At 56.5% G+C, this 25197-nt stretch carries 25 protein-coding genes; 10 read left to right on the plus strand and 15 right to left on the minus strand.

What is annotated here, in order from left to right; genetic code table 11:
* Together BN3795_RS21940 and BN3795_RS21945 are read right to left on the minus strand one after the other, a co-directional pair.
* A partial coding sequence (locus BN3795_RS21940; protein WP_332835619.1) for an adenosylcobinamide amidohydrolase occupies nt 1-705 on the minus strand: 705 nt, incomplete at its 3' end.
* 100 nt (nt 706-805) lie between these two features.
* Nucleotides 806-1936 carry a pyridoxal phosphate-dependent aminotransferase gene (locus tag BN3795_RS21945; protein WP_068786834.1) on the minus strand — a complete coding sequence of 377 codons (1131 nt, stop codon included), beginning with the start codon at nt 1934-1936 and terminating at the stop codon, nt 806-808.
* 258 nt (nt 1937-2194) lie between these two features.
* Here BN3795_RS21945 and BN3795_RS21950 point away from each other — a divergent pair, with 258 nt between their 5' ends.
* Genes BN3795_RS21950 through BN3795_RS21960 form a run of 3 tightly spaced genes read left to right on the plus strand, consistent with a single transcriptional unit; the run spans nt 2195 to nt 4311 of the window.
* Nucleotides 2195-3199, plus strand: coding sequence for a lipoate--protein ligase (locus BN3795_RS21950; protein ID WP_068786835.1), 1005 nt, complete (start codon nt 2195-2197; stop codon nt 3197-3199).
* Nucleotides 3200-3214: 15 nt separating this feature from the next.
* Complete coding sequence (locus tag BN3795_RS21955; RefSeq protein ID WP_068786836.1) at nt 3215-3481, plus strand: hypothetical protein; 267 nt, start codon at nt 3215-3217, stop codon at nt 3479-3481.
* A 32-nt stretch (nt 3482-3513) separates the two neighbouring features.
* Complete coding sequence (locus BN3795_RS21960; protein ID WP_068786837.1) at nt 3514-4311, plus strand: Cof-type HAD-IIB family hydrolase; 798 nt, start codon at nt 3514-3516, stop codon at nt 4309-4311.
* A 384-nt stretch (nt 4312-4695) separates the two neighbouring features.
* Here the strand turns inward: BN3795_RS21960 and BN3795_RS21970 are convergent, their stop codons facing one another.
* From BN3795_RS21970 to BN3795_RS21980, 3 genes are all read right to left on the minus strand, one after another.
* Entirely contained in the window at nt 4696-5481 is a 786-nt protein-coding gene (locus BN3795_RS21970; protein ID WP_068786839.1) for an MBL fold metallo-hydrolase, read from the minus strand.
* Between the two features lie 130 nt (nt 5482-5611).
* Nucleotides 5612-6562, minus strand: coding sequence for an anti-sigma factor (locus BN3795_RS21975; RefSeq protein ID WP_068786840.1), 951 nt, complete (start codon nt 6560-6562; stop codon nt 5612-5614).
* Nucleotides 6543-7148, minus strand: a complete 606-nt coding sequence (locus tag BN3795_RS21980; RefSeq protein ID WP_068786841.1) for an RNA polymerase sigma factor — start codon at nt 7146-7148, stop codon at nt 6543-6545. The genes BN3795_RS21975 and BN3795_RS21980 overlap by 20 nt, the downstream gene beginning before the upstream one ends.
* A 159-nt stretch (nt 7149-7307) precedes the next feature.
* Between BN3795_RS21980 and BN3795_RS21985 the strand changes: the two genes are divergently transcribed.
* The 3 genes from BN3795_RS21985 to BN3795_RS21995 are packed head-to-tail and all read left to right on the plus strand — an operon-like array spanning nt 7308 to nt 10576.
* Nucleotides 7308-8465: a COG1470 family protein gene (locus tag BN3795_RS21985; protein ID WP_068786842.1), complete on the plus strand. Its 1158-nt coding sequence runs from the start codon at nt 7308-7310 to the stop codon at nt 8463-8465.
* Nucleotides 8466-8468: 3 nt separating this feature from the next.
* Nucleotides 8469-9482: an ABC transporter ATP-binding protein gene (locus BN3795_RS21990; RefSeq protein ID WP_068786843.1), complete on the plus strand. Its 1014-nt coding sequence runs from the start codon at nt 8469-8471 to the stop codon at nt 9480-9482.
* On the plus strand, nt 9479-10576 hold the full coding sequence (locus BN3795_RS21995; protein ID WP_110945304.1) for an ABC transporter permease: 1098 nt from the start codon (nt 9479-9481) through the stop codon (nt 10574-10576). The genes BN3795_RS21990 and BN3795_RS21995 overlap by 4 nt, the downstream gene beginning before the upstream one ends.
* A 595-nt stretch (nt 10577-11171) precedes the next feature.
* Here the strand turns inward: BN3795_RS21995 and BN3795_RS22005 are convergent.
* The 4 genes from BN3795_RS22005 to BN3795_RS22020 all read right to left on the minus strand — a co-directional run bounded on the left by BN3795_RS22005 (nt 11172) and on the right by BN3795_RS22020 (nt 15231).
* Nucleotides 11172-12236, minus strand: coding sequence for a sulfate/molybdate ABC transporter ATP-binding protein (locus tag BN3795_RS22005; RefSeq protein ID WP_068786845.1), 1065 nt, complete (start codon nt 12234-12236; stop codon nt 11172-11174).
* Between the two features lie 307 nt (nt 12237-12543).
* Nucleotides 12544-13140 (minus strand): TetR/AcrR family transcriptional regulator, encoded by a 597-nt coding sequence (locus BN3795_RS22010; RefSeq protein WP_068786846.1) that lies wholly within the window; start codon nt 13138-13140, stop codon nt 12544-12546.
* A 5-nt stretch (nt 13141-13145) separates the two neighbouring features.
* Nucleotides 13146-13778: a YigZ family protein gene (locus BN3795_RS22015; RefSeq protein ID WP_068786847.1), complete on the minus strand. Its 633-nt coding sequence runs from the start codon at nt 13776-13778 to the stop codon at nt 13146-13148.
* A 97-nt stretch (nt 13779-13875) separates the two neighbouring features.
* Nucleotides 13876-15231, minus strand: a complete 1356-nt coding sequence (locus BN3795_RS22020; protein WP_068786848.1) for a glucose-6-phosphate isomerase — start codon at nt 15229-15231, stop codon at nt 13876-13878.
* Between the two features lie 226 nt (nt 15232-15457).
* Between BN3795_RS22020 and BN3795_RS22025 the strand changes: the two genes are divergently transcribed.
* Nucleotides 15458-16345 (plus strand): NAD(P)-dependent oxidoreductase, encoded by an 888-nt coding sequence (locus BN3795_RS22025; RefSeq protein ID WP_068787030.1) that lies wholly within the window; start codon nt 15458-15460, stop codon nt 16343-16345.
* Nucleotides 16346-16445: 100 nt separating this feature from the next.
* Here the strand turns inward: BN3795_RS22025 and ppnP are convergent, their stop codons facing one another.
* Both ppnP and tkt read right to left on the minus strand, forming a co-directional pair.
* Nucleotides 16446-16769, minus strand: coding sequence for a pyrimidine/purine nucleoside phosphorylase (gene ppnP, locus BN3795_RS22030; protein WP_068786849.1), 324 nt, complete (start codon nt 16767-16769; stop codon nt 16446-16448).
* A 50-nt stretch (nt 16770-16819) separates the two neighbouring features.
* A complete protein-coding gene (gene tkt / locus BN3795_RS22035; RefSeq protein WP_068786850.1) occupies nt 16820-18844 on the minus strand; it encodes a transketolase in 2025 nt (674 codons plus the stop codon).
* A gap of 190 nt (nt 18845-19034) precedes the next feature.
* Here tkt and BN3795_RS26115 point away from each other — a divergent pair, with 190 nt between their 5' ends.
* Entirely contained in the window at nt 19035-19163 is a 129-nt protein-coding gene (locus BN3795_RS26115) for a hypothetical protein (protein WP_269800228.1), read from the plus strand.
* Between the two features lie 76 nt (nt 19164-19239).
* Here BN3795_RS26115 and purU read toward each other — a convergent pair whose 3' ends face one another.
* Both purU and BN3795_RS22045 read right to left on the minus strand, forming a co-directional pair.
* On the minus strand, nt 19240-20139 hold the full coding sequence (purU, locus tag BN3795_RS22040) for a formyltetrahydrofolate deformylase (RefSeq protein ID WP_068786851.1): 900 nt from the start codon (nt 20137-20139) through the stop codon (nt 19240-19242).
* Between the two features lie 38 nt (nt 20140-20177).
* Nucleotides 20178-21293 (minus strand): deoxyribonuclease IV, encoded by a 1116-nt coding sequence (locus BN3795_RS22045; RefSeq protein WP_068786852.1) that lies wholly within the window; start codon nt 21291-21293, stop codon nt 20178-20180.
* A 236-nt stretch (nt 21294-21529) separates the two neighbouring features.
* Between BN3795_RS22045 and BN3795_RS22050 the strand changes: the two genes are divergently transcribed.
* Together BN3795_RS22050 and BN3795_RS22055 are read left to right on the plus strand one after the other, a co-directional pair.
* Nucleotides 21530-21943 (plus strand): DUF2621 domain-containing protein, encoded by a 414-nt coding sequence (locus tag BN3795_RS22050; RefSeq protein WP_198524812.1) that lies wholly within the window; start codon nt 21530-21532, stop codon nt 21941-21943.
* Nucleotides 21944-22026: 83 nt separating this feature from the next.
* Nucleotides 22027-22950 carry a TIGR01777 family oxidoreductase gene (locus tag BN3795_RS22055; protein WP_068786853.1) on the plus strand — a complete coding sequence of 308 codons (924 nt, stop codon included), beginning with the start codon at nt 22027-22029 and terminating at the stop codon, nt 22948-22950.
* A 71-nt stretch (nt 22951-23021) separates the two neighbouring features.
* Here the strand turns inward: BN3795_RS22055 and BN3795_RS22060 are convergent, their stop codons facing one another.
* Entirely contained in the window at nt 23022-24056 is a 1035-nt protein-coding gene (locus BN3795_RS22060) for a FecCD family ABC transporter permease (protein ID WP_068786854.1), read from the minus strand.
* Nucleotides 24053-25090 carry a FecCD family ABC transporter permease gene (locus BN3795_RS22065; protein WP_232730010.1) on the minus strand — a complete coding sequence of 346 codons (1038 nt, stop codon included), beginning with the start codon at nt 25088-25090 and terminating at the stop codon, nt 24053-24055. The genes BN3795_RS22060 and BN3795_RS22065 overlap by 4 nt, the downstream gene beginning before the upstream one ends.
* Nucleotides 25091-25197: the final 107 nt, after the last annotated feature.

Below are 25197 nucleotides of genomic sequence, written 5' to 3' on the forward strand. Positions count from 1 at the left end.
CGACGCGCCTACGGCGGCGTACACCAGGCGGCCCACCGTGCCGCCCAGGTCCGTCGCGGTGCCCGCGTAAGCGTGCAGCAGCGGCCAGTCGGCCCGCTGACTCACGCCCAGCGCGACCGCGTCGGTCGTGGTGCCGGTGGCCGCAAGCCCGTTCTCGGCGTCCGTCACGCCGAGATCGCCCAGCGCGGCCGTCTTGGCCTCCGTCGCCGTCATCACGGCGTTGACCATCGCCGCCGGCGTCAGCCGCCCGTCCACGGCCAGCAGCACATTGATCGTTCCCGGCGTCCACGAAGCCGGGAACGTCGTCCGCCGAACGCCGGCCCGCGCGGCGTTCGACGCCCCCGCCGTCGCGCAGCAGAAGACGGCGAAATCGTCGCCACGCTCCTCCGCCACCGCCGCGTAGCGCATCGGCACCGCCGTCAGCAACCCGGCCGTTTCTTCGGCCGGGTACCCCCACTGCCCCAGCAGATCCGCGATATCCCGGACCGGATCGTCGCAGCGGTAATGGCGGTCTACGTAGATGTTAACCATCCGGCGCAGCTTGCCAAAGCCGCCGCCGTATACCGCGCTGCTCAAACCGTCCATCGCCTGCGGCGCCTCCAGCATCAAATGCCGCTCCCCGAACTCCAACTTCAGGCCAGGCCAAACTTCGGAGGCATAAACCTCGCCCGGCTTCGCCACCATAAAAGGCATTTCCATCGTCATTTTCCCCTTCCTCCCCTTATCCTATCTCACGCTGATGAGGTTTCATTTATCCAGTTACGATTATCATGAAATTTACACAGGCCATGACCCAACCCCTGCCTCATGTATTCGAATTCCCCTTCAGCAAATCTCTCCGGTCATCGCCGCTGCCTAGCACAGCCTCCAGCTCCCGCAGCAGCTTGCTGCAGGCCGCTTCATCCTTCACCGCCAGCCGGATGTCCCGCTCCGTCAGTCCCGGGTACATCGCGCAGCTGCGCACCAGCACCCCGCGCCGCCCGAGCGCGGTCTGCATCGCTTCCGCCTTCCACGGCTCCGGCAGCCGAACGAGCAGAAAGTTCGCTTCCCCCGGCCAGGTTCGGCAGCCGAGCGTCGTCAGCTCGCCTATCAGCCGTTCACGCTGCCGCTTCACCAGCGCCAAAGTCGCCTGCTCGTACGAAACCTCCGCCCCCAGGCATACTTCCCCCGCCAGCAACGCCAACGTGTTGACGCTCCAGGTCACCTGCTTGTCCCGCATGCGCCGGGCCGTCTCGGGATGCGCGATTGCATACCCGAGCCGAAGCCCCGGGATCGCATAAAACTTCGTCATCGACCGGATCAAGACCAGATGCGGATACTTTCCAAGCTCCGGCAGCAGCGTCCGGCGCTCCGGTTCCGGAATAAAGTCGATAAACGCCTCATCCACCACCACATACGTGCCGTAACGCTCCCCGGCCGCGGCGAACCGCCGCAGCTCGTCCATGCCGTATTGCACCCCGTTCGGGTTGTTGGGCTGACCGATGAACGTCAAATCCGTCTCCCGGATCAACCGTTCTACTTCCTCCGGCGCAGCCTTATACGCCCCCTCCTCCGTTCCGAACACCGACCGCACCCGGGCGCCAAACTGCTCCGAGAGCGTCCGGTATTCGGAGAAGCAGGGCTCCACGATCCCAACCTTCTCCGGGGCGAGTCCAAGCAGCGCCAGCGCCATGTTTTCCGCCGCCCCGTTGCCGACAACGAGCGCCCCCTCCTCCACTTGCAGGCGGGAGGCCAATTGCGAGATCAGCTTGCGGTGCCCGGGATCCGGATACCGCACAATCCCCGGCAGCGCCTCCCGAAGCGCATCCAGCAACCCGGGCGGAGGCCCCAGCGGATTGATGTTCGCGCTAAAGTCCGTCCACTCCCCCGCCGCCACACCGTACCTGGCCGAAGCCGTCAACAGGTCGCCGCCGTGGCCGTAAACTTCCAACTCCATGACCGATCCCTCTTTTCTTCTGTTCCATACAACCTTACGCGGATTCATCATCAATTCCAAAAAAGTTCAGGTGTCCCCATTATCTGTTCCCGCTCCCCTTCCGTCAATAAGGAGGGCAAACGTTCTTTTTCGGCAAAAAAACCTGCTGCCCCTTTGGTTTCGACACCAATTGGTTTACAATAAAATGAGAGGCGTGCAGGACTACATACCGGGGCCTGAGAATCAGGCTGCCGACCGCAAACAGGAGGATGGAGAACCATGCTGTTTATCGATAACGAAGGCATTACCGATGCGTCCGTCAATCTGGCCATCGAAGAATATGCCCTGAGACATTTGCCGCTGGAGGACGACAGCTATTTGCTGTTTTATATTAACGCTCCTTCCATCATTATCGGCAAGCACCAGAACACGATCGAAGAAATCAATCAGGAATACGTCAAGGAGAACGGCGTACAGGTGGTGCGTCGTCTATCCGGGGGCGGTGCAGTGTACCACGACTTGGGGAACCTGAACTTCAGCTTCATCACCAAGGATGACGGCGAGTCGTTCCATAACTTCCGCAAGTTCACCGAGCCGGTGGTGCAAGCTTTGAAATCGCTGGGCGTGAACGCGGAATTGACCGGACGCAACGACCTTCAAGTCGGGGAGCAGAAAATTTCCGGCAACGCCCAATTTGCCACGCGCGGCCGCATGTTCAGCCACGGTACGCTGATGTTCAATCTGAACCTTGACAACGTACAGGCCTCGCTGCATGCCAATCCGGAGAAATTCAAATCCAAGAGCACCAAATCCGTGCGCAGCCGGGTCGCCAACATCATCGACTTCCTGGACCGCAAAATGACGATCGAGGAATTCCGCGCCGAGCTGCTGCGGCATATTTTTGGCATGGAGCCTCATGCGGTGCCCCAATATAAATTGACGGAAGCGGATTGGACGAAAATCCATGAAATTTCCGCGCAGCGCTATAAGAACTGGGATTGGAACTACGGTTTGTCGCCGGAGAGCAATGTCAAGCACGCGAAGAAGTTCCCGGTCGGCATTATCGACTTGCGCATGAATATCAAGGACGGCCATATCCAGGACATCAAAATTTACGGCGATTTCTTTGGCGTCGGCGACGTGGTCGATATCGAAGATAAGCTGAGAGGCGCGAAATACGAGGAAACGGCGGTTAGGGAAGCGCTCGCCGCCATCGATATCAAGCATTACTTTGGCAATTTGGAGCTGGACGACTTTATCGGATTGGTATTCCTTGAAGAATAACGAGGCGGCGCTATCTTGGAAAAAACCTCCCGTGAACCGGATCCGTCTGGCCGATTTAGGGCTTTTGTCCGTGGCTTTCATGTGGTGGGGCTGCACCTTCCTGATCGTACAGCATGTCGTGCGGGTGCTCCCGCCCTGGCCTTTAACGGCATTCGCTTTATCAGAGCGGCGCTGCTCCTGGCATTGATCATTTCCGTATTTTATCGGCGGGAAGGGAAGCTGTTATCCTCATTGTGCATCCTGGGCGACATGCTGCTGGCGGAATTGAAATCCGCCGGATAGAGAGAGATTTTCAACCTCAAAGGAGAGAAACCATGTATAAACTGATTGCCATCGACATCGATGACACCTTGATCAATGACGACAAGGAAGTGACACCTGCGACGCAGCAGGCATTAGAGCAAGCGGTGGCCCAAGGGGTGGTCGTAACCCTGGCTACCGGCCGCGCCTACGCATCGGCCCAAGCGATCGCCCGTCAGACCGGGCTGAACGTGCCGATCATTACGTACCAGGGGGCGCTCGTCAAGAACCTGATGGACGAAAAAGTGCTCTACGAGCGTTACGTCCCGATGGATGCAGCGCGCAAGCTGTTCGAATACTGCATCGAACGCAACCTGCACCTGCAAACGTATATCGACGACAAGCTGTACGCCCGCGAGGAGAATCAGAAGCTGATCGACTACACCACGCTGAACCGGACGCGGTATTACGTGGAGCCGGATTTCGCCAAGCTGGTGGCCCAACTGACCCCGAAAATGCTGATCATCGACGAGCCCGATTACCTGGACCAAATCGCGCCGGAGATACGCGAGCTGCTGGGGGACGGCGTTCATATTACCAAATCCAAGCCGAACTTTCTGGAAATCATGCATGCGGAAGGCACGAAAGGCCACGCCCTGCGATTCCTGGCGGCCCATTTCGGCTGCGACTTATCGCAAACGATCGCCATCGGCGATTCGTGGAACGATCATGAGATGCTGGAGGCTGCCGGCCTGGGCGTAGCGATGGGCAATGCCATCCCGGCCTTGAAGGAGATCGCCGACTTCATCACGCTGAGCAACAATGAGGATGGCGTGAAGCACGTGATCGACAAGTTTGTATTGAAGGTTTAGCGCGAAAAAAGACTAACCGGAGCTCTTCCAGTTAGTCTTTTTGCATATACTCGATTTTTCGCATATAAATTGCCGCTTACGGCCCAATCTGCGAATTCTATTCGATTTTTCATATAGAATCAGGGCATTTGCGCCCGGTTGGGGCGAATAAGCACGAAATTTCATATATATGGGGTCCAAGTGACCCAACATGGGTGAAATGTATTCGAATTTTCGCATACATTCGGCAGAAAGTACTCCCCATAGATCCCGCTTCGGAACCGCTCGCTCGGAGATCCGCTCGAACATCCGCTCGGTACTCTCCTTAATCCTCGGCTTGGAAGTCCAACCGGACATCCGATCACACATCTGCTCGAGTGCTCCCTCGGACGCCATCCTCCGCCATTATTCCCCCGCCTGCAGCGGCACCCTCATGCCCGTCGCGGCAAACGCCACGCCCTCCGGCAATCCGTAATCACGGCGAAGGTCGATGTCGTGCGACAGATGCGTAAACAGCGTCCGCGCCGGGCGGATTTCGCGCAGCAGCTCCAGCGCCTCCCTCACATCGTACACCGAACGGGTCGCAAACTCCGCCTGCTCATGATAGAAGCTCGTGCCCAACACGAGCAGATCGAGGCCGTGCAACGGCTGTTTTTGTTCCTCAGGCAAAGCGATCGAATCCGAGCAGTAAGCCCAGGTGAAGCCGTTTTTCTCCAGGCGGTAGGCATACGAAAATCCGTTTTTGCCGTGGAACACCTTCCACGCACGGATTTGCCACCCGGCCAGCCGAATCCCCTCGTCGCCAACAGCATGCAAGTCCAAATGGCCGCCCAGCCACGGATACTGCCGGATGATCGTCTCCAGCACCTCCTGCGGCGCGTAGAGCTGCCCCCTTCTGCCCAGCCAGCGGCAGGCGTCTGCCCATTCGGGCAATCCCCCGATATGATCGAAATGAGCATGCGTGACCAGGATCCGCTCCGCAAACCGTTGTCCCCGCCGCTCCATGCCGGACCGCCAATCCGGTCCGCAATCGATCAGGAAGCCCCCTTCCTTGCTCTCGACCGCAACCAGAGCACGATACCTCCGGTTCACACCGCCGGTGCTCCGCGCTTCCCCGCATATCTCACAATCGCAATACACCCTTGGAACCCCCATGGCGTCCCCGGTACCGATAAATTCAAGTTGATCCATTCCGAAAAGTCTCCCTCCCGACAAGCTGCCTATCTAGCTGCCTATCTAGCCGCCTATCTATAAGTTACGAAATCTCCCGCCATCCAACTGCATCCAGTCTGGAGGTAGACCCTACTTCTGCGAGATATACTTACCGCCCCAGCAAATCCAACGAGATAGAGTTCAGGGCCCTGTCGAGATCCGGCGCGCCATAGGCCGGTTCGATCGTCAATTCCAGGCTGTCGCCATACCCCAGCGTCTTGTCCTTGACATAGAGATGCGCCCGATTGGCGTGATATTGCAGCAATCCCAGACTGTCGCGAGCGCCCTCCTTCACGATCCAGACGCGAATCGTCTGCCCTCTGTCCGGAACGAGCCCGCCAACCAGCATCAGCATCTCCCGGGTGGCGGCATTGTACCATACCCTCCCGTTCTCCGGCTCCCTACGGCCCATGGCGAGAGGGTAAGAGATCGTATCCGGCTTGAACAGCACCGGCAGCGCCTCCGGTTCATACGTTTGTACATAGCGGTCCCAGCCAGCTGCGGGTTGATTCAGGCGATCGATCGCAACCCCCATGCCGATCAGCACCATAAGAGCTGCGGCCAGCGACACCGTCCATTTCCAACGAGCCGTCAGCAGCCGCAACGCCCGGCGTTGCCATCCGATTCTTCTTACCCGGCGCCGCAAGCTGCGCCGAATCCGCTCGGAAGGTACGGCCTCTGTCCACAGACCGCCCCGCTGCAAGGTGGGACCGGAAGGTTCGGACGTAGGCATCTGCAAGCGCGATACTCCCTGCCCTTGCGCTGGCGTCAGCGGTTGCCTCCATGCCGACTCACTGAGGGCTGCTCCCCCGGGGCTGTCCGACACCTCCGTCAGCGGTTCGTGTTCGCTGCCGATCCCCAGGACATCGCTCCAATACGACTTCTGCTCCGCACAAATCGTACAGGTGTCCAGATGCATTGCCATTTCGGTTCGCTTGGGTTCCGGGTGCTGGCCCAGCAGCCAATCGATCCACTCCTGTTCAGAATACATCCGAACGCACAGGTTCTCTTGTCCCGCACCGCCAACCTTGCGATCACGATCACCGGCTTGCCCGATCATGCTCGTTCCCTCCTTCCAGCGGTTCTCCCCAGCCTTGCTTCTCCAACTGCTTACGCAAATTCGTTAATCCATAACGCACCCAAGACTTGACGGTACCGATCGGCACGCTCCAAGCCTCCGCCATTTCACGCTGGGTCTGCAGAGTGAAATAGGAGCCCATAATCGCCTTCTTCTGCGACTCCGGCAATGCATAAATCGCCGTACGGAGCGCCTCCCGTTCCAACCGCGATAACGCCTCGTTTTCGCCGGAGCCGACTTCATCCACCGTATCTCTGTGCAGCGCCTCGTCGCCCGGATAGTGCAGCCGCGCTTTGCGCCGCAGGCGATCCAGGCTGCGGCTGCGGGTCATCACCGCCAGCCAGGCTTTGATTGAGCCGCGGGACGGATCGTAGTCCCGCCCCCGCCGCAGCACCTCCAAGAATACTTCATGGCAAATATCCTCGGCCTCCATCCGCTCCCCTACCAGACGGCCGGCCACCTGCATGACAAAGGGAGAATAACAGGCATAAAACGCATCGAACGCTTGCACCGAACCGTCGCACATTTCATTCAATTGCCTGGTCATCTCTTCATTTTGCAGGTCCATGTTTGTCCCTCCCGCAAAATTTCTCCTCTTCTTACCTCCCGTTTTATCAGAAATAATTTCGATTGAAAACCCCCAAAAAAATTTTTGACCGGATAAATCCAAGATGGCGTTTCATGCGTACCCTTGATGAACATCCATATTTCATAGGGGGTATAAGAGATGCGTCAAACCTATCGAAAAGCGGCGTTCCTGCTGCTCATTCTGGTCACAGCCTTAGGCGGGGCTCTATCTGGAGGGGGCAGCGCCTCGGCGGCGGGCTCACTGGAGCTCTACACGCCATACTTAGAATGGTCCGCCGCACCGGGCGAATCCGTGTCTTATACGATCGATCTCGTCAATCATGGCGGTAGTACGGCTTCGGCCAACCTCTCTTTGGAGACGCAAAGCAAGGATTGGAAATACGAATTGACCGCAGGCGGACGCGAGGTGTCGCGACTGGCCGTAAAGGCTGGGGAGACCCAAACTTTCAATCTCGACCTGGACGTCCCTCTGCAAATCAATAAAGGTCGGTACGTATTTAACCTCAAAGCGGATGATGCCACATTACCGCTCGTCGTCAACGTTTCGGAACAGGGCACTTTCAAAACCGAGCTGACGTTGGACCAGTCCAACATGGAAGGGCATTCGGATTCCACTTTCACGTACAGCGCAGTGCTGCGGAATCGAACAACGCAGAAGCAGACCTATGCTTTCAGCGCCCAAGCCGAACAGGGCTGGGACGTTCGCTTTAAAGCCGACGGCAACAGCGTGACTTCGGTCGAAGTGGAGCCTAATGCCGAGAAGAACGTTACCCTTGAAGTCAAACCGCCGGAGCAAATCAAGGCCGGCACGTACGAAATTCCGATTGCAGCAACAAGCGGCGATACGACGGCGAACGCCAAAATCGAGGCCGTTGTGACCGGGACGTACGACATGAAGTTTTCCACGACCGATGACCGGCTTAGCACAGACGTTGGAGCCGGCTCCGAGCGCAAGTTGACCTTTGTCATCCAAAATACCGGTTCGGCCGAGCTCCAGGATCTTTCGTTCTCCTCGTCCGCCCCGACGGATTGGGAGGTATCCTTTGAACCTTCGTCGATCACGACACTTGCGCCGGGTGAGAGCAAGCAGGTTCAAGCCACGATCAAGTCGAGCAAGAAGTCGCTTCCCGGGGACTACGTGGTCAGCCTGACCGCTTCCTCCTCGAACAAAAGCGCCAACGCCGATCTGCGCGTTACTGTGAAATCGTCTGTATTATGGGGATGGGTGGGGGTTCTCATCATACTGGCCGTCTGCGGGGGCATCTATTACCTGTTCCGGAAATACGGGAGAAGATAATCCATGATGAGCGAAATCGGCATGACTCCCACCCCATCGGCTGCTGGCGAAGGTGCCGTCGTTGAACTGGTTCAATTGACAAAAAAATACGGGGAAGCTACGGCCGTTGATCATCTGAATTTGAGCATCGCCCGCGGGGAGATATTCGGTTTACTGGGCCCCAACGGCGCGGGGAAAACCACAACCATCCTGATGATGCTGGGGTTGACCGAGCCGACTTCAGGACTGGCGAGAATTTGCGGCTTCGACCCGACGCGCGAGGCGCTCAAGGTGAAGCGGAAGGTTGGTTATCTGCCCGACGATGTCGGATTCTATGAGGATCGGACGGCGCTGGATAATCTTGTGTACACGGCAAGGCTGAACGGCGTATCGGAACAAGAGGCCTTGCAGCGTGCCAAAGCCCTGCTGGAGAAAACCGGGCTGGCCGACAATGCCGGCAAAAAGGTCGGGGCGTTCTCCCGCGGGATGCGGCAGCGCCTGGGCCTGGCCGATGTGCTCATCAAAAACCCGGAGGTCATCATCCTTGACGAGCCTACGCTCGGGATCGACCCCGAAGGGGTGCGAGAGCTGCTTGCCCTCATCTCCTCGCTGAGCCGCGATGAGAAGCTAACCGTGCTGCTGTCCTCGCATCATCTACATCAGGTGCAGCAGATCTGCGATCGCGTTGGCTTGTTCGTCCAAGGCCGGTTGATCGCCTGCGGCGACATCCGGTCGCTGTCCAAACAGCTGGATGCCGACGGCAACGTTTACGTCGAGGTGGGTGCCAAGGGCTGGACCGATGAGTTGGCCCGGCATCTCTCAAGTTTGGACGGTGTCCGCGACATCCGTTACCCGAATCAAGGGGACGATGAGCTGGAACAAGGCGTGACCGCAACGGTCGTTTGCGAGCGCGACCTCACCGCCCAGATCGCGGAGGCCGTCATTCATGGAGACGCGGAGCTCGTGTACATCCGCCGGAAGGAATACGGATTGGACGACATCTATCATCGCTATTTCGAGAGAAGGGGTGAGCAATGATGCAGCCTAATAAAGCAGCTGACAGGCGTTCGCTGAGGGAGCTGCTGCGCCTGAACGAATGGCGGAAGCGAGCAGCCAAGCTATGGGCGGAGCTGCGTCCCGCCTCTGAAGGGGACCGGCCTCGGGAACGCTCCTCTACCTCCTTTTGGGTGATGGTGCAGAAGGAGATCGGGGATCACTTAAGCAGTTGGCGCTTCGGGATCCTGATGGGCATCATCGTGCTGGCCTGCATCGGCTCGATTTATTCGGCCGTTTCGGCAATTCGGTCAGGCGGCAGCACGGCGGACGGCGGAGCGGGAGACATGTTCCTGTTCCTGAAAATGTATACTTTAACCAGCTCCGCCCTCGCGGTTCCCTCCTTTGCCACGTTCCTGTCCTGGCTCGGACCGCTGATCGGGATCACCTTAGGTTTCGACGCTGTCAACTCGGAACGGAATAAAGGGACGTTGGGCCGCTTGTTGTCACAGCCGATTTACCGCGACGATTTTATCAAGGCAAAGTTTGTGTCCGCTTTGGCGGTTATCGCTGTCGTCGTATTTTCGCTGGGCCTGCTGGTGATGGGGCTGGGCTTGTTTACGATCGGCTATCCGCCGACGCCGGAGGAATTTGCCCGCATTCTGATCTTTCTGCTGATTGCGGTGGTCTATATCGGCTTCTGGCTCTGCCTGTCGATCCTGTTCTCCATCTGCTTCCGGCAGGCGGCGACGTCGGCGTTGTCGTCTATCGCCATTTGGCTGTTCTTCACGATCTTCTACAGCATGATCATCAACATGATCGACAGCGCGACCGCCGTATCGCAAATGGCTTCGCCGGAGGCGCAGCTGCGGCAGATGAACCTCGTGCTGACGCTCAACCGCTTGTCCCCAACGGAGTTGTTCTCGGAGACGATCTCGACGATGCTCTCCCCCGGCGTTCGCGCCTTGGGGCCGCTGACGATGGACCAGCTCGTCGGAGCGATCGCAAGCCCGCTGTCGCTGGGTCAAAGCCTGCTGCTGGTCTGGCCGCAGCTGACCGGCCTGCTGGCCGCCACGATGATCTGCTTCGGCCTGTCCTACATCCTGTTCATGCGCCAGGAAGTCCGGTCGAGAGCCTAATTGCAAAGAAGCCGCTGAACGGTTTGTCAGCGGCTTCTTTTGATTTTCACTCAAATAACGGTACTTTTGGGCCTTATTTCGCTCTGAACGTCCCTTTTCGAGGAAATAAGGCCCTTTTAGGGTCTTATTTTCGCCGAACGGCCCTTCTGAGCGGGTAAATCGGCTCACTACCGGAGAATAAGGCCATTTTATACCGCTATTTGTCAGGTAATTCGGCTTTACCGGAAAATAGCGGTACTTTTTACCCTAAAGCCCCCTCCCCACCAAATCGCCGTGGATCCTGACCTTCATCGCCGGCTGGAACAGCTTCCTGCGGGTCCGCCGGGTTCGCCGGGTACCCCTCTCTCCGGCTCCCTTTACACGATTATCCCGTATGTTCAGGTTACAGCGTAAAGCGGCTGCAGCACAGGCTGCAGCACAGGCTGCAGCACACATGGGCCCCATGAACTTCCGAGGCTGCGTCCCCCCCACAGAGGAAGGTGCAACCTTGATTCCCGAGGAAGCGATATTATTCACTTTCAACAATCTCCCCACAGACTCCTGAACTAAAGGGATAATCGTGAAAAGAGGCCGAACCGGACATATCCCTCCTGTATTAAATGATCACGCTCAGCGGGTTGCGCTTCAACGGATTTTCGAGAATCCAGCTCCGCTCTTGATCGAAGAGATAAGCGCGGTGCACCAGGACGCGAACCTCCTGGCCAGCCTTCAAGGTCTCCTTCTCCAGCGAGCGGAACGTTGTCAGCGTATGTCCGCCAACCTCCACTTCTACCAGCCACTCACTGCCGCGGAAATGCAGGTGCTTCACCACGCCGGGGGCGGTTGCGGACAACAGCGTAAATTCGTGTTCGGTGCCCACCTCGATATATTCCGGACGAACCAAGGCTTTCGTGTCCGGCCCTCCGCTTTCCTCCTCGAAGCCCTTCAGGTCGGCGGCATGCTCTACCAGCGTCGACTGCCCGATGAACGAGGCCACGAACGGCGTCTCCGGCTCCTTATAAATATCCCAGGGCGTCCCTTTTTGCTCCAGCCGCCCCTGATTAATGATCATAATCTCGTCGGCCACCTCGATCGCCTCATCCTGGTCATGGGTCACAAAAATCGAGGTGATCCCCACCCGCTCGATCAACTCGCGCAGCCACGAACGCAGCTCCTGACGAATCTTGGCATCGATGGCGGCAAACGGCTCATCCAGCAGCAGCAGCTGCGGCTGCGGCGCCAATGCTCGGGCAAAGGCAACCCGTTGGCGCTGCCCCCCCGACAGCTGATGCGGATAGCGGTTCTCGAACCCCCGCAAGCCGGTCAGCTCGACCAACTTCATCACTCGCTCCCGAATCTCCGCCTTGGACACCTTCTTCACTTGCAGACCAAAGGCAATATTATCGAATACGGTCATATGCTTAAAGAGGGCATAACTTTGAAAAACAAACCCGATCCCGCGATCCTGCGGCGCCAGCTCGTTGACGCGCTGCCCATGAAACAGAATCTCCCCGTGATCCGGCTGCTCCAGACCGGCGAGCATGCGAAGGATCGATGTTTTGCCGCCGCCGCTTGGCCCCAACAAGCCGATTAATTGCCCCTTCTCGATGCCAAAACTAACATTCTGGACGGCATGGAAGCTGCCAAAATGCTTATCCAAATTCCGCACTTCTACATGCATGCCAAACCACTCATCCTTTCCGGTTTCGAAAGCCCCAGTCAAGAAAATATTATTTATTCTGATGAATTTACTTGGAATTGTTTATACGAATAGATTATCAAACCGTAAGCCTTCCGTCAATCTGAAAACAAGCAGGAGCCAAGCGGTATTTTCGATATTTTCGGTTTTTTTTCACTGCACAATGAGCGAAAACCGGCCTGCCCCGATCGTCTGAATACGGGATGGCCGGTTTTGTCAATTAGTGTTATAAAGTATTGATGCTATGATGGTGTAATTGGATAAAGCGTAAAGTGAAAACAAAAACGCCTTATGACGTTATGCGGTAAATACTGTGGCTTAACATTTTGACGTGCGCGACAGCGGCCGGCTTAATCTCTTCAAAGGTCAGCCGATCCTGGATGTAGTAAGAGATAAATCCATGCATACCCAAAAACATACTGAGCGGAAGAGACGGATTATTCTCCAGCGGGTGCCTCTCCTCCTGCAGAAAACTGCGGATGATGGACTCGAACATATTGAAGCATTTGGCCTGTTCGCTGCGACAGTATGCCAATATTTCCTCATCCCTGAGCATAAACATGATTTCGTATTGATGCGGATGATCCAAGCCGAATTTGATAAATTCCAGCATGAGCTGCTCCGCTTTGGTCAGCCCGTCGGTTGGCGGCCGTTTGGTCACTTGCTCGCACAGATGGGTCAGGGACTCGAAGTCTTTTACCACGATGGCGTAAAACAACTCGGCCTTTTCCTTGAAGTGATAATAAAGCGAGCCGTGACTGTATCCCAAATGCTGACCGATGCTCCTCATGGAAATCCCGCGATACCCTTTGGTGATGAACAAATGCCGGGCCGCTTCCATAATTCTTTCTCTCGACAACTCCTGATCAACTGCTCTTCTTGCCATAGGCATTATTCCCCTTCAATAAAATAAACCTGTTCACCTTCCGTCATCACGGCCTGCCCTCCCGTCAGATCGGTCATCCAATCCTTGAAGGCCTGCGCCTCCGGATGAAGCGGCAGACAGCATAGAGTCACCTTATCCGCAAACCCCGTATCTCCCGTACGGATGCCGCGGTTGCGCAGTTCATTCTCCACTTTACCCAGCCAGGTGTAATCCAGCTCCACGAACACTTCCTGATGAAGCACGCGGGTAATGGCTTCCCCCGCTTCGATTGCGGCAACGGCTCCGTCTGTATAAGCGCGGATCAAGCCGCCCGCCCCCAGCATAATGCCCCCGAAATACCGGGTTACGACGATCGCGACGTTCTTGAGGCCCTGGTTTTTGATCACCTCCAAAATCGGCTTGCCGGCTGTTCCGCTTGGCTCCCCGTCGTCCGATTGCTTCTGGATTTCATCCCGTTCCCCGATCATGTACGCGGAACAGTTATGCGTGGCGTTCCAGTGCTTCTTCTTGATCTCCTCGATAAACTGAAGCGCATCGGCTTCGGTTGACACCGGCTTCACGTGTCCGATAAACCTTGACTTCTTGATGACGATTTCCTGTTCTCCGGCTTGCCTGACCGTCTTGTACTTTTCCAGCATATGAGACCATCCTTATGAATGTGCCAAGAAGCAGCTCCTCCGGTAGTTCCGGCGAACTGCTTCCTGGCAAACTAACTTGAACGAAATGGGCCTGCCCTTATTCGGAGAGGCGGGCTTCCAGTTCGGCCTTTTCTTTCTCGTAGCCCGGCTTGCCGAGCAGCGCGAACATGTTCTTCTTGTAAGCTTCAACGCCCGGTTGATCGAATGGGTTAACGCCTAGCAGGTAACCGCTGATGCCGCAGGCTTTTTCAAAGAAATAAACCAGATAACCAAAGGAATACGGCGTCATATCCGGCACATTCACAACCAGGTTAGGTACTTGGCCGTCGGTATGCGCCAGCAGAGTGCCTTGGAACGCTTTCTTGTTGACGAAGTCGAGCGTTTTGCCAGCCAGGAAGTTCAGGCCGTCCAGATCCGCAGGATCGGATTCGATCGTGATGTGACTAGGCACCTCGGTCACTTGGATGACCGTTTCGAAAATGTTCCGGTTACCCTCCTGGATGAATTGCCCCATGGAGTGCAGGTCGGTGGAGAAATCGACCGAAGCCGGGTAGATCCCTTTGTAATCCTTGCCTTCGCTTTCGCCAAACAGCTGCTTCCACCATTCGGATACGTAATGCAGGGAAGGCTCGTAGTTGACGAGGATTTCCGTCACTTTGCCTTTGCGATACAATGCGTTGCGGACAGCTGCGTATTGGTAGCTGGCGTTCTCGGCGAGGTTCGGGTTGCTGAATTCCTTCGCCGCGTCGGCCGCACCTTGCATCATTTCTTCAATATTAATCCCGGCGGTCGCAATCGGCAACAGACCCACGGCGGTCAAGACGGAATAACGTCCGCCCACGTCGTCCGGAATGACAAACGTTTCGTAACCTTCCTCGGTGGACAGCTTCTTTAGCGCCCCTTTGGCTTTGTCGGTCGTCGCATAAATCCGTTTACGCGCCTCTTCCTTGCCGTATTTCTTCTCCAGTGCCGCACGGAAAATACGGAAAGCAATGGCCGGTTCCGTCGTCGTTCCCGACTTCGAAATCACGTTCACGGAGAAGTCCTTGCCTTCGATCAGCTCAAGCAGATGATTCACGTAGGTCGAGCTGATGTTGTTGCCGGCGAAGTAAATTTCCGGCGTCTTACGCTTGTCCTTCGGCAACAGGTTGTAGAAGGAATGGGACAGCGATTCGATTGCGGCGCGCGCGCCCAGGTAGGAACCGCCGATCCCGATGACGATCAGGACGTCGGAATCGCTCTGAATCTTGGCTGCCGCTTTCTGGATGCGGGCGAATTCTTCTTTATCATAGTCCGTCGGCAGGTTGATCCAACCCAAGAAGTCGGAGCCTGCGCCGGTGCCTTTATGTAGCTGTTCATGAGCCGCGCGAATCGGCTCCGCCAAATAATCGACCTCATGCTGCCCGATGAATTGCAGGGCTTTGCTGTAGTCAAACGTCACTTTTTTGGACATTGCTGAAACTCTCCTCCGTCTAATATTTATCACACTGACCTATCCAAGAGGAAACGTTCAAATGCTGCTGTTTGGTAAAAAAAACCGGTCTGAACGCCGCCTCAAACAACTTAAAACTAGGATACTGTAAATTCCCGGCAATGACAAGGGCACAATATACACGTTTCCACGCGCCGTGCTAAAATAATTAAATGATGTTCAATTCTTTTGGAAGATGGTGACGAACTTGAAAAATATCGGATTTATCGGCCTCGGGACGATGGGGGCACCGATGGCCTCGAACCTGCTGAAGGCAGGATACCCCGTGACCGTGTTTAACCGAACCGCATCCAAAACAGCGCCCCTTGCCGAGCAGGGAGCCGCCACGGCATCTTCGCCGAGAGAAGCCGCCGCTTCGGCGGACGTCGTCATCACGATGGTCAGCAATGATGCGTCCATCGCTGAAGTGTACGAAGGCGCGGACGGCCTATTAGCCGGCATCCGGCCCGGAACCGCCGTGATCGACTGCTCGACCATCTCGCCGGCGCTCGTCAAGCGGCTGGCCGCGCAGATCACCGCGCTTGGAGGCGCGTTCCTTGACGCCCCGGTCACCGGCAGTTCGCCGGCCGCGATCGACGGAACCCTCGTATTTATGATAGGCGGCGCTGCCGACGCGCTGGAGCAGGTCATGGACTTGTTCGATACGATGGGCAAAAAAGTGCTGCACATGGGCGACAACGGCAGCGGCGCCATCGCGAAGCTGGCCCACAACACGATCGTCGGCATCAACAACCTGGCGCTGGCTGAAGGGTTTGCCATCGCCGCCAGATCGGGTTTGCCGGCCGAGCGCTTCCTGGAGCTCGTGCAGCTCGGTTCCGCCGGCAGCAAGGCCGCAGAGCTCAAGGGTCGCAAAATCATCGAGCATGATTTCACGAACCAGTTCTCGCTGGCGCTGATGCTGAAGGATCTGAAGCTCGCGTCCGCGCTGACCGACGGCTCGGGCATTCCGGCGCCGATGCTGAGCTTGGCCAAGAGCCTGTTCCAGGCGGGGGAAACCCAAGGCTTCGGCGATGAGGATCTCTCCTCGATCGTCAAAGTATATGAAGCCTGGATCGGCAAGCAAATCGGCGAGTAAGCGAAAGCGGACGCCGCGGAGAAATGAACATAAAGGCAGGTACAGCGAAGGTGAATCGCTGATACCTGCCTTTTTGGATTGGCCAAGAGGCCGCCGCGCCTTAAGCTCCCGCCCCGTAAGAGCAGCAGTAGTCGGTGACGCTGCGTACCTCCAGCTTGAAGGAAGACTTGGCGGGAACGGTAAACGTTCCGCGCCCGCTGATTTCCCGCCACAGCGTTTCGCCCGGAAGCAGCACCTTCAGGTCTCCGGACAAAATGTCCATCACTTCCAGCGAATCCGTGCCAAATTCATATTCCCCGGGGAGCATGATCCCCAGCGTCAGCTTGCTTCCATCCGGAAGCCAGACGGTCCGGCTCGTGACTTTGCCGTCGAAATAAATGTTGGCTTGCTTCTCTACGGTCACGTTTTGCAATTGCTGTGTCACGTTCCCCTCTCCCCGCTAAAGGTTGTTCAAAAAGTCGTCTTTTGAAAAATTTACTTCAATTGGGCTTTCACGTGGCTAACCACGTTCTCAACTGTAAAGCCGTACTCTTCGATCACTTTGTCGCCAGGTGCGGATGCCCCGAATTTGTCGATGGCGATGATCGAACCTTTCTCGCCGACAAAACGCTCCCAGCCGAACGGATGCGCCATTTCTACGGCAACGCGGGCTTTGACATCCGGCAGGATGACCGAATCCTTGTACGCCTGATCCTGCTTGTCGAACAGATCCCAACTTGGCAAGCTGATGACGCGAACCTGGATGCCTTCCTCAGCCAAAGCCGCTTGCGCTTTCACCGCGAGCTGCACTTCGGAGCCAGTGGCAATAATCTGCGCAACCGGTTTGCCGTCCTTCGCATCGGAGACGACGTAACCGCCGCGCTTCACGCCTTCGCGGGCCGCTTCCGCTGTTTTCTCCAGAATCGGCAGGTTTTGACGAGTCAGCACCAGCGCGACCGGGTTCGATTTATTTTCCACCGCATATGCCCAGGCCGCCGACGTTTCGTTGCCGTCCGCCGGACGGATGACCGTCAAGCCCGGAATGATACGCAGGGAAGCCAGCTGTTCGATCGGCTCGTGAGTTGGGCCGTCTTCGCCGACCGCGATGCTGTCATGCGTCAATACGTAAGTCACCGGCAGCTTCATCAACGCAGACAAACGTACAGCCGGACGCAAGTAGTCGGTGAATACGAAGAACGTACCGCCGAATACTTTCAAACCGCCGTGCAGCATGATGCCGTTCATCGCTGCTGCCATGCCGAACTCGCGCACGCCGAAGTACAGGTTGCGGCCGTCGCGGGTTTCCGGCGTATACATCGCCAGGTCGTTCAAATGCGTCATCGTCGAGCTCTCCAGGTCGGCGGAGCCGCCCAGCAACTGAGGTACGTTCGGTGCAAGACCGTTGAGCGCATTGCCGGAAGCTACGCGCGTAGATACCGCTTTGTCCGTTGCGCTGTATTTCGGCAGCTTCGCATCCCAATCGGAAGGCAAATCGCCGGCGATGGCCCGTTCGAATTGCGTAGCCAGCTCGGGATATTGCGCCTTATATTTATTGAACGTTTCTTGCCAAGCTTGATAAGCGGCAATCCCGCGTTCTTTGACTTTGGCAAAATGCTCGCGCACTTCTTGCGGAACATAGAAATCCTCTTCATAAACCCATTTGTAGTTCTCTTTGGTCAGCTTCGCTTCCTCCGCACCCAGCGGGGAGCCGTGCGTACCGCCGTGGCCGCCTTTGCCTTGCTTGTTCGGGCTGCCGTAGCCGATAATCGTCTTCACTTCGATCAGGGTCGGACGTTCGGTGTCGCGTTTCGCTTCTTCGAGCGCTGCTTCAATCGCCGCCAGATCGTTGCCGTCTTCCACGCGCAGCGTTTGCCAGCCGTAAGCTTCGAAGCGTTGACGCACGTTCTCCGAGAAGCTGAGGTTCAGTTTGCCGTCCAGCGAGATATCGTTGGAGTCATACAGGAAAATCAATTTGCCGAGCTTCAGGTGGCCGGCAAGCGAGGCCGCTTCACTGGCAACGCCCTCCATCAGGTCGCCGTCGCCGCAAATTCCGTACGTGTAGTGGTCGATCACTTTCAGATCGCCTTTATTATAAGTCGCTGCCAGTTGAGTTTCCGCAAGCGCCATGCCCACGGCCATCGCCAAACCTTGGCCAAGCGGACCCGTTGTGGCATCAACGCCGGCAGTGTGGCCGAACTCCGGATGACCCGGGGTTTTGCTGCCCCATTGGCGGAATTGTTTAATTTCCTCCATCGGGAGATCATAACCGGACAGGTGCAGCAAGCTGTACAGCAGCATGGAGCCGTGGCCCGCGGACAAGACGAACCGGTCGCGGTTGATCCAGGTTGGTTCGTCCGGGTTATGGTTCATCGTTTTGGCGAACAATTGATAGCCCATCGGAGCCGAACCCATCGGCATGCCCGGATGGCCGGATTTCGCCTTCTCGATCGCATCGATCGCCAGCGTACGAATGGTGGTGATCGAGAGATTGTCGATCGTATTGTTGTCTGCAAGTGGCATTCGTGTTTCCTCCTTATTATGAAAAAATCATTGAAAACCATGAAACTTTTAACGTTCCGATTACAAAACAATCACTTTGAAAAAATCATTTTGACTTTATCTATTGTAGCACTTCCTACTCCCCATTTCCATACCATTATTCCATTATTCCATTATTCCCAACCGGAAGTATATTCAGGACTTGCCCGAGATGGAAAAGGTGTTTTTCGAATATTTTGAGCAAAACCATTTCCCCGCCCGCATGACCTCCACCACGGAGTTTATCGACGGCGACTGCCTGTTGATGATCGACGGAGTCGCTTACCGGGGAGCCGAATAAAATCAAAAACCGGCATCACCCTGACGCGTCGTCCGGGATGCCGGTTTATTCTTGGAGTGCAGTCGATTAAGGCCGGTTAGTTGAACACGACCGTCTTATTTTGATGCACCAAAATGCGGTCTTCGATATGCCATTTCACAGCCCGGGCCAATACGACCCGCTCGATGGTCCGCCCGATTCGCTTCAGCTCGTTCACGTCATCGCGGTGGCTGACGCGCTGCACGTCCTGCTCGATGATCGGCCCGCCATCCAACTCCTCGGTGACGTAATGCGCGGTGGCCCCAATGATCTTGACTCCGCGGTCATACGCTTGCGCATACGGCTTGCCCCCCACGAACGCCGGCAAGAACGAGTGATGAATGTTGATCAAGCGGTTGCGGTACGGCTCGATCAGTGCCGGGGATACAATTTGCATGTATCTTGCCAGCACGATCAAATCGACGTTGCCGCCGACGATCTCCAGCTGCTTTTGTTCGGCTTCGCGTTTCGTCTCCGGAGTAACTGGGATATGATAATACGGAATTCCAAACGATTCGACGTATTCTTTCATATCCGGATGATTGCTCACGACCATGGAAATTTCGGCGTCCAGGTCCCCGGCTTGCCACTGCCACAACAGCTCGACCAGGCAATGGTCCTCCTTGGATACGAAGATCGCCAGCTTCTTCTTCCGGCTTAGCTGATAGAGATTCCACTGCATCTGGAACTGCGAGGCGATCGCTTCAAAGTCGCTTCTTAATCCCGCAATTCGCCCATCCAGTCCATCCAGATCGAATTCCACCCGCATAAAAAACATGCCGCCCTCCGGGTCCATCGTATACTGGTCCGATTGCACGATATTCGCTCCATGCTCATGCAGGAAGCGGGATACCGCGGCGACGATCCCCGGCCCGTCCGGGCAGGAAATCAGCATGCGCGCGCGGTTGCTCTCATAAGGTTTGGCGGGTTGTCCCCCCGTTTTGATGTGCATATCCATTTCTCTTCCATTCCCCTTGCCGAATGATGATGTCTTTGTTATTTCCCCGCGCCGGCGAACCAGGCTACCAGGCGTTGGTTCACCTGCTCTTCCGTCAACTCCGGGAACAGGCTGGCTTCCATCGCGAGGTCATACAGCCGTTCCATCGGCTCGCGCGGATCGGCCTTTTTGGCTTTGGCGTCATTCTTGAGCAGATTCCACGTATCCAGCACGAAGGAACGGGAGTCTATATCCTGTTTGGTGAAAAAATCACCCAATCGCTCCACATCGCTCAGGAATCCTTCACCGAACCGCTCGACAACATTCCCGCGCAGCAGCGCAATTTCCACTTCATACATCGGACGTTGGGTTTTCGCATCTTTCCCGACCCAAGGCGTCTCCAGAATGAACGGCCGGCCTTGCAGTGCCTCGTGATGCACAACGCGATGGATGGCATCGAACCCGATCCAGCCGGAGCCGATCGGCGTATGGCGGTCTTTTGCCGCACCTGCCGGGTTCTTGCTGTCATTGATATGAACGACTTCAATTCGCTTCAATCCGATCGTATCGTCGAATTTCTTCAGGACGCCGTCCAGATCGTTCACGATATCATACCCGGCATCATGGATATGACAAGTATCGAGGCAGATGGTCAGGCGCTCGTTGTGCTGGACTTTATCGATGATCTGAGCGATTTCTTCGAAGCTGCGCCCGATCTCCGTTCCTTTGCCGGCCATCGTTTCCAGCGCAATGCATACCTCGGTTTCGCTCGTTCCGTTCAGCACTTCGTTCAGGCCCTCCGCAATGCGGTTTACCCCGTACTCGGCATCCTTATCCGTAAAAGCGCCGGGATGCAGCACGATATTGCGCACGCCTAGCGCGTGGGTCCGGCGGATTTCCTCCTGCAGGAAGTCGACGGCCAACTGGTACGTGTTGGATTTGTATGAACCCAGGTTAATAATGTAAGGCGCGTGGACGACGATTTCGCCGATCCCGGCTTGCGCCATCGCCGCTTTGCCTTCTTCAATATTCATCGATTCGATCGGTTTACGCCGCGTATTTTGCGGTGCCCCGGTGTATATCATGAAGGAGCTGGAGCCGTAGGTTACCGCCTCGGCCGTAGCGCTGGGCAGACCCTTGTCCGAGAACGAAACATGGGAACCAATTTTCAGCAAGATGTTTTCCCCCTTTTAGACATTAAATCGCTAAACAAACCTATTTTAGCTTGAATGCTGAAATAAATAAAGAAATAAGGTATAATTTTAGCTGATTCTCTTGAATTTGAAAGATTCAATTTCTTCTATCATAATATCTGAATTTTTAACGAAAAGCGAAATCTGTTCCGAGGTGATGAATTGTGCTGCAAACTACCGTTTACATACTGACCGCTCAAGGGCCAAATCGCTGGTTTATGAACAGCATTGCCTTCTGGGGCTTCGTGCTGCTTGGCATGATGGCGATCGGCGGCTTCTTTATGTTCCGCAAATTTTTGAAAGTGCTCCCGAAGGCGGACGGCATGTCGAAGCTGGACTGGCAGAACCATTGGGTCGAGCAAAGCCGCCATCTCTGGACGGACGAAGCCAAAGCGTTCCTCGACCGGCTGGTTGAGCCTGTGCCCGGCCCGTTCCGGGATATCGCCAAGCATTCGATCGCCGCGGAGATCGGCAAAATCGCGCTGCAGGAGAAAGCTTCCGAAGTCACGCAGGAACACTGCATCCGAGGTTATATCGTTGCCACGCCGAAACGCGACAACAAGTTCCTCGTCAAGTTTCTGGAGAAGAACCAGATCGATTACCGTCCTTATCAGCATTTGATGAATAAGTAAGTTCTTTCGCGCATGGATGACATCCAGCTCCCTTGTCCTACACTAGGTAGCTGGATGTTTTACGTAAAGGAGATTGCGGTGACATGAAGACGGCTATCTTCGGGGGATCGGGATTTATCGGCCGGGCGTTGGCCCGGTTTTGGCTGGACCAAGGGTATGAAGTGATGATTGTCACGCGAGGGGATGCCGGGAGACATCGTTGGCTGCGAGACGCGGCGGCTTCCGAGGTTCGGCTTACGTCCGTAACGTGGACGGAGTTGGAGAGGAATCCCTCGCGGCTGGAAGGGATTTCGACGATCGTAAACCTGGCCGGAACGACGTTGAATCAGCGGTGGTCGAAGCAGGCCAAACGACGGATCCTGGAGTCCCGGCTGGAATCAACCCGTGCGGTTGCCCGCGCCGTTGAGCGGATGAGTCAGAAGCCGGAGGTCGTCTTGCAGGGCTCTGCAGTTGGAATCTATGGGACCTCGTTCACGAACACGTTTGACGAGAACTCGGCCGTTCTCTCCCCTCCCTCCGACTTTCTCGCCGAAGTGACGGCAGCCTGGGAGCAAGCGGCGGACCGGGAGTTCCGCGGCGTTCGGCTGGTTAAGCTTCGCACCGGGGTCGTGCTGGGGCAACGCGGAGGCGCTTATCCGTTGATGCGCCTCCCCTATCGGCTTGGCATCGGCGGCAGCCTCGGCAGCGGCAAGCAATGGGTCCCTTGGATTCATCTCCGGGATATGGTGAGGCTGATCGATTACTGCGCAACGCATCCAGAGGTCCACGGCCCGGTGAACGCGGTGAGTCCGCAGCCGGTGACGAACGAAGCGTTTGGCCGTACGGTATGCCGTATCCATCACCGCCCCTTCTGGCTGCCTTTGCCCGCTCCCGTACTCCGAACCGCGTTAGGCAAGATGTCGCTGTTGCTCCTCGAAGGTCAGAAGGTCGTTCCTCGAGTTATGCTTGACGCCGGATTCACTTTCACTTTCCCCGATTTGAATTCGGCCGTCGCCGATTTGAAATAAAAAAGCTCGGAGACTGGAATTCCATGGAAATCCAACTCTCCGGGCTTTTGTCTTTATTGTCATTTGCGCATTCAGATCCGCGATTTCGTCAATAGATACAAGAAATAAGGCGCCCCGATGATGGCCACAACGATCCCCGTCGGGATCTCGGCCGGCTGCAAGATCCAGCGGCCCAGCGTATCCCCCAGGATAACGAGCAGCCCCCCCGCCAGCGCGGAGGCTGGAAGCAAGTACTCGTGCTTGGGTCCGACCAAACGGCGGGCCAAATGCGGTGCGATCAGTCCGACGAAGGAGATGCCGCCGCCTACGGCGACGCAGGAGCCGGTTAATCCAACCGCCGCCGCCAGAAGGCCAAGACGCGAACGTTCCAGCGGGGTGCCAAGGCCCGTTGCGGTCTGATCGCCCAGGTTCAGCACATTCAAAGCGCGAGCCTTCAGGAACACATAAGGCAGCAACACGATCAGCCAAGGCAGCAGAGCCAGGACATATTTCCACGACGTTCCCCAGATATTCCCGACCAGCCAGATTTGCAGCATCTGGAAGTTCTCCGGACGCAGCCGAAGCTGCAGCACAATCATGGCGGCATTGATGCCGGCGGCCACCGCAATCCCGACCAGCACCATTCGGATCGGGAGCAAGCCGTAATTTCTCTTATAAGAGAGCACATAAATCAAGGTCGCCGCTCCAGCCGCACCAAGCAACGCCAGTACGGGCATCAGATACACGGGCGCACTGGCCGTTGTCGGATAAAACGAAATAAACAACGTTACCGCCAGGCCTGCTCCGGCATTGATGCCAAGCACCCCGGGATCGGCCAATGGGTTGCGGGAGATCCCCTGGAAGATGGCGCCCGCGACCGCCATCCCCATCCCGATCAGCACGGAGATCACGATCCGCGGCAACCGAAAATCGTATAGAATCAACTCTTGCTTATCCGTCCCGAAACCGATCAGCGTCTTGAAGACATCCAGCGGTGAGAGTCGGATAAATCCGGTATTCATGCTAAAGATAAATACCGCGAGAATGAGCAGCGCAAACACGGTCATGACGAGATAAGCCCTACGGGCTCTTTGCCGCAAATGCAACGGGGCTTCGATGCGGTTCATTCCAATCCCCCCTTCTGCTTCATGGCGAGGTAGAGGAAGAACGGCACCCCGATGACAGCGATTAATGCACCGATCGGTGTTTCATGCGGCGGATGGACCATCCGTGCGAGAATATCCGCGAACACCATCAGCAAACTGCCGAGGATGGCCGAAGAAGGAATCACCCAACGGTAATCGACCCCGACGAGGAAACGAGCGACGTGCGGGACCATTAAGCCGACGAACCCGATCGCACCAACGATCGAAACGGCGCTGCCGGCTAAGACCAGCACAATGATCATGCCCAGCGTCTTGATTAATCCTGTTCTCTGGCCTAGACCGGTGGCCACTTCTTCCCCAAGGCTCAGCAGGGTAATGGACTTCGACAGCAGTAAGGCGCAAAGCAGCCCCGCGAACACCCAGGGGGAGACCAGCTTGATCTGCAGCCAGTTGGCGCCGGCGATCGCACCGGCATACCAGAAGGCAAGATCCTGTCCGATCTTGAAATAGATCGCGATCCCTTCGCTGATCGCCGTCAACAGCATGCTGACGGCCGCACCCGCCAAGGTGAGCCTAACCGGAGACATGCCTCCCTTGGTCAGGGAGCCAATGCCGAATACAAGCCCGGCTCCCAGTCCGGCGCCAATAAACGAATAAAACATCGTAAGCAGGAATGAAGTCCCCGGCATCAGCGCAAAACAGAGGGCCAAGGCCAGGCCAGCGCCGGCGTTCAGTCCGAGCAAGCCGGAATCGGCCATCGGGTTGCGGGTCATCCCCTGCATGATCGCTCCGGCCACCGCCAGCGCTGCGCCGATCAAAGCAGCCGCCAGAGCGCGCGGGAGCCGCAGCTCCAGAATGATTTGATGCTGGGTTAGCTCCGGCTGAAAATGGAACAATGCATCCCAGACCGTTGCAAGTTTAATATCCGCCGCCCCTACGGAAATCGATAGACAGACGGCAAACAGCAGCAGCGCCGCGCCGCCGAACAGGATCAAGGTTGCCGCAATCGGACGGGAGCGGAAGCGGGGTTTGGTAGATTGGGTTAATGCAGACATGTCGAGAACCATCCTTTAATCATTTTTGCAGTTGATCAGTGCCTGTGAGATGTAATTGAGAATCATTCTCGTTTATTATACCTGCTTTTCCCGTGAGAATCTACGCC

The sequence above is a fragment of the Paenibacillus phocaeensis genome, from assembly GCF_900021165.1.
Classification (GTDB): domain Bacteria; phylum Bacillota; class Bacilli; order Paenibacillales; family Paenibacillaceae; genus Fontibacillus; species Fontibacillus phocaensis.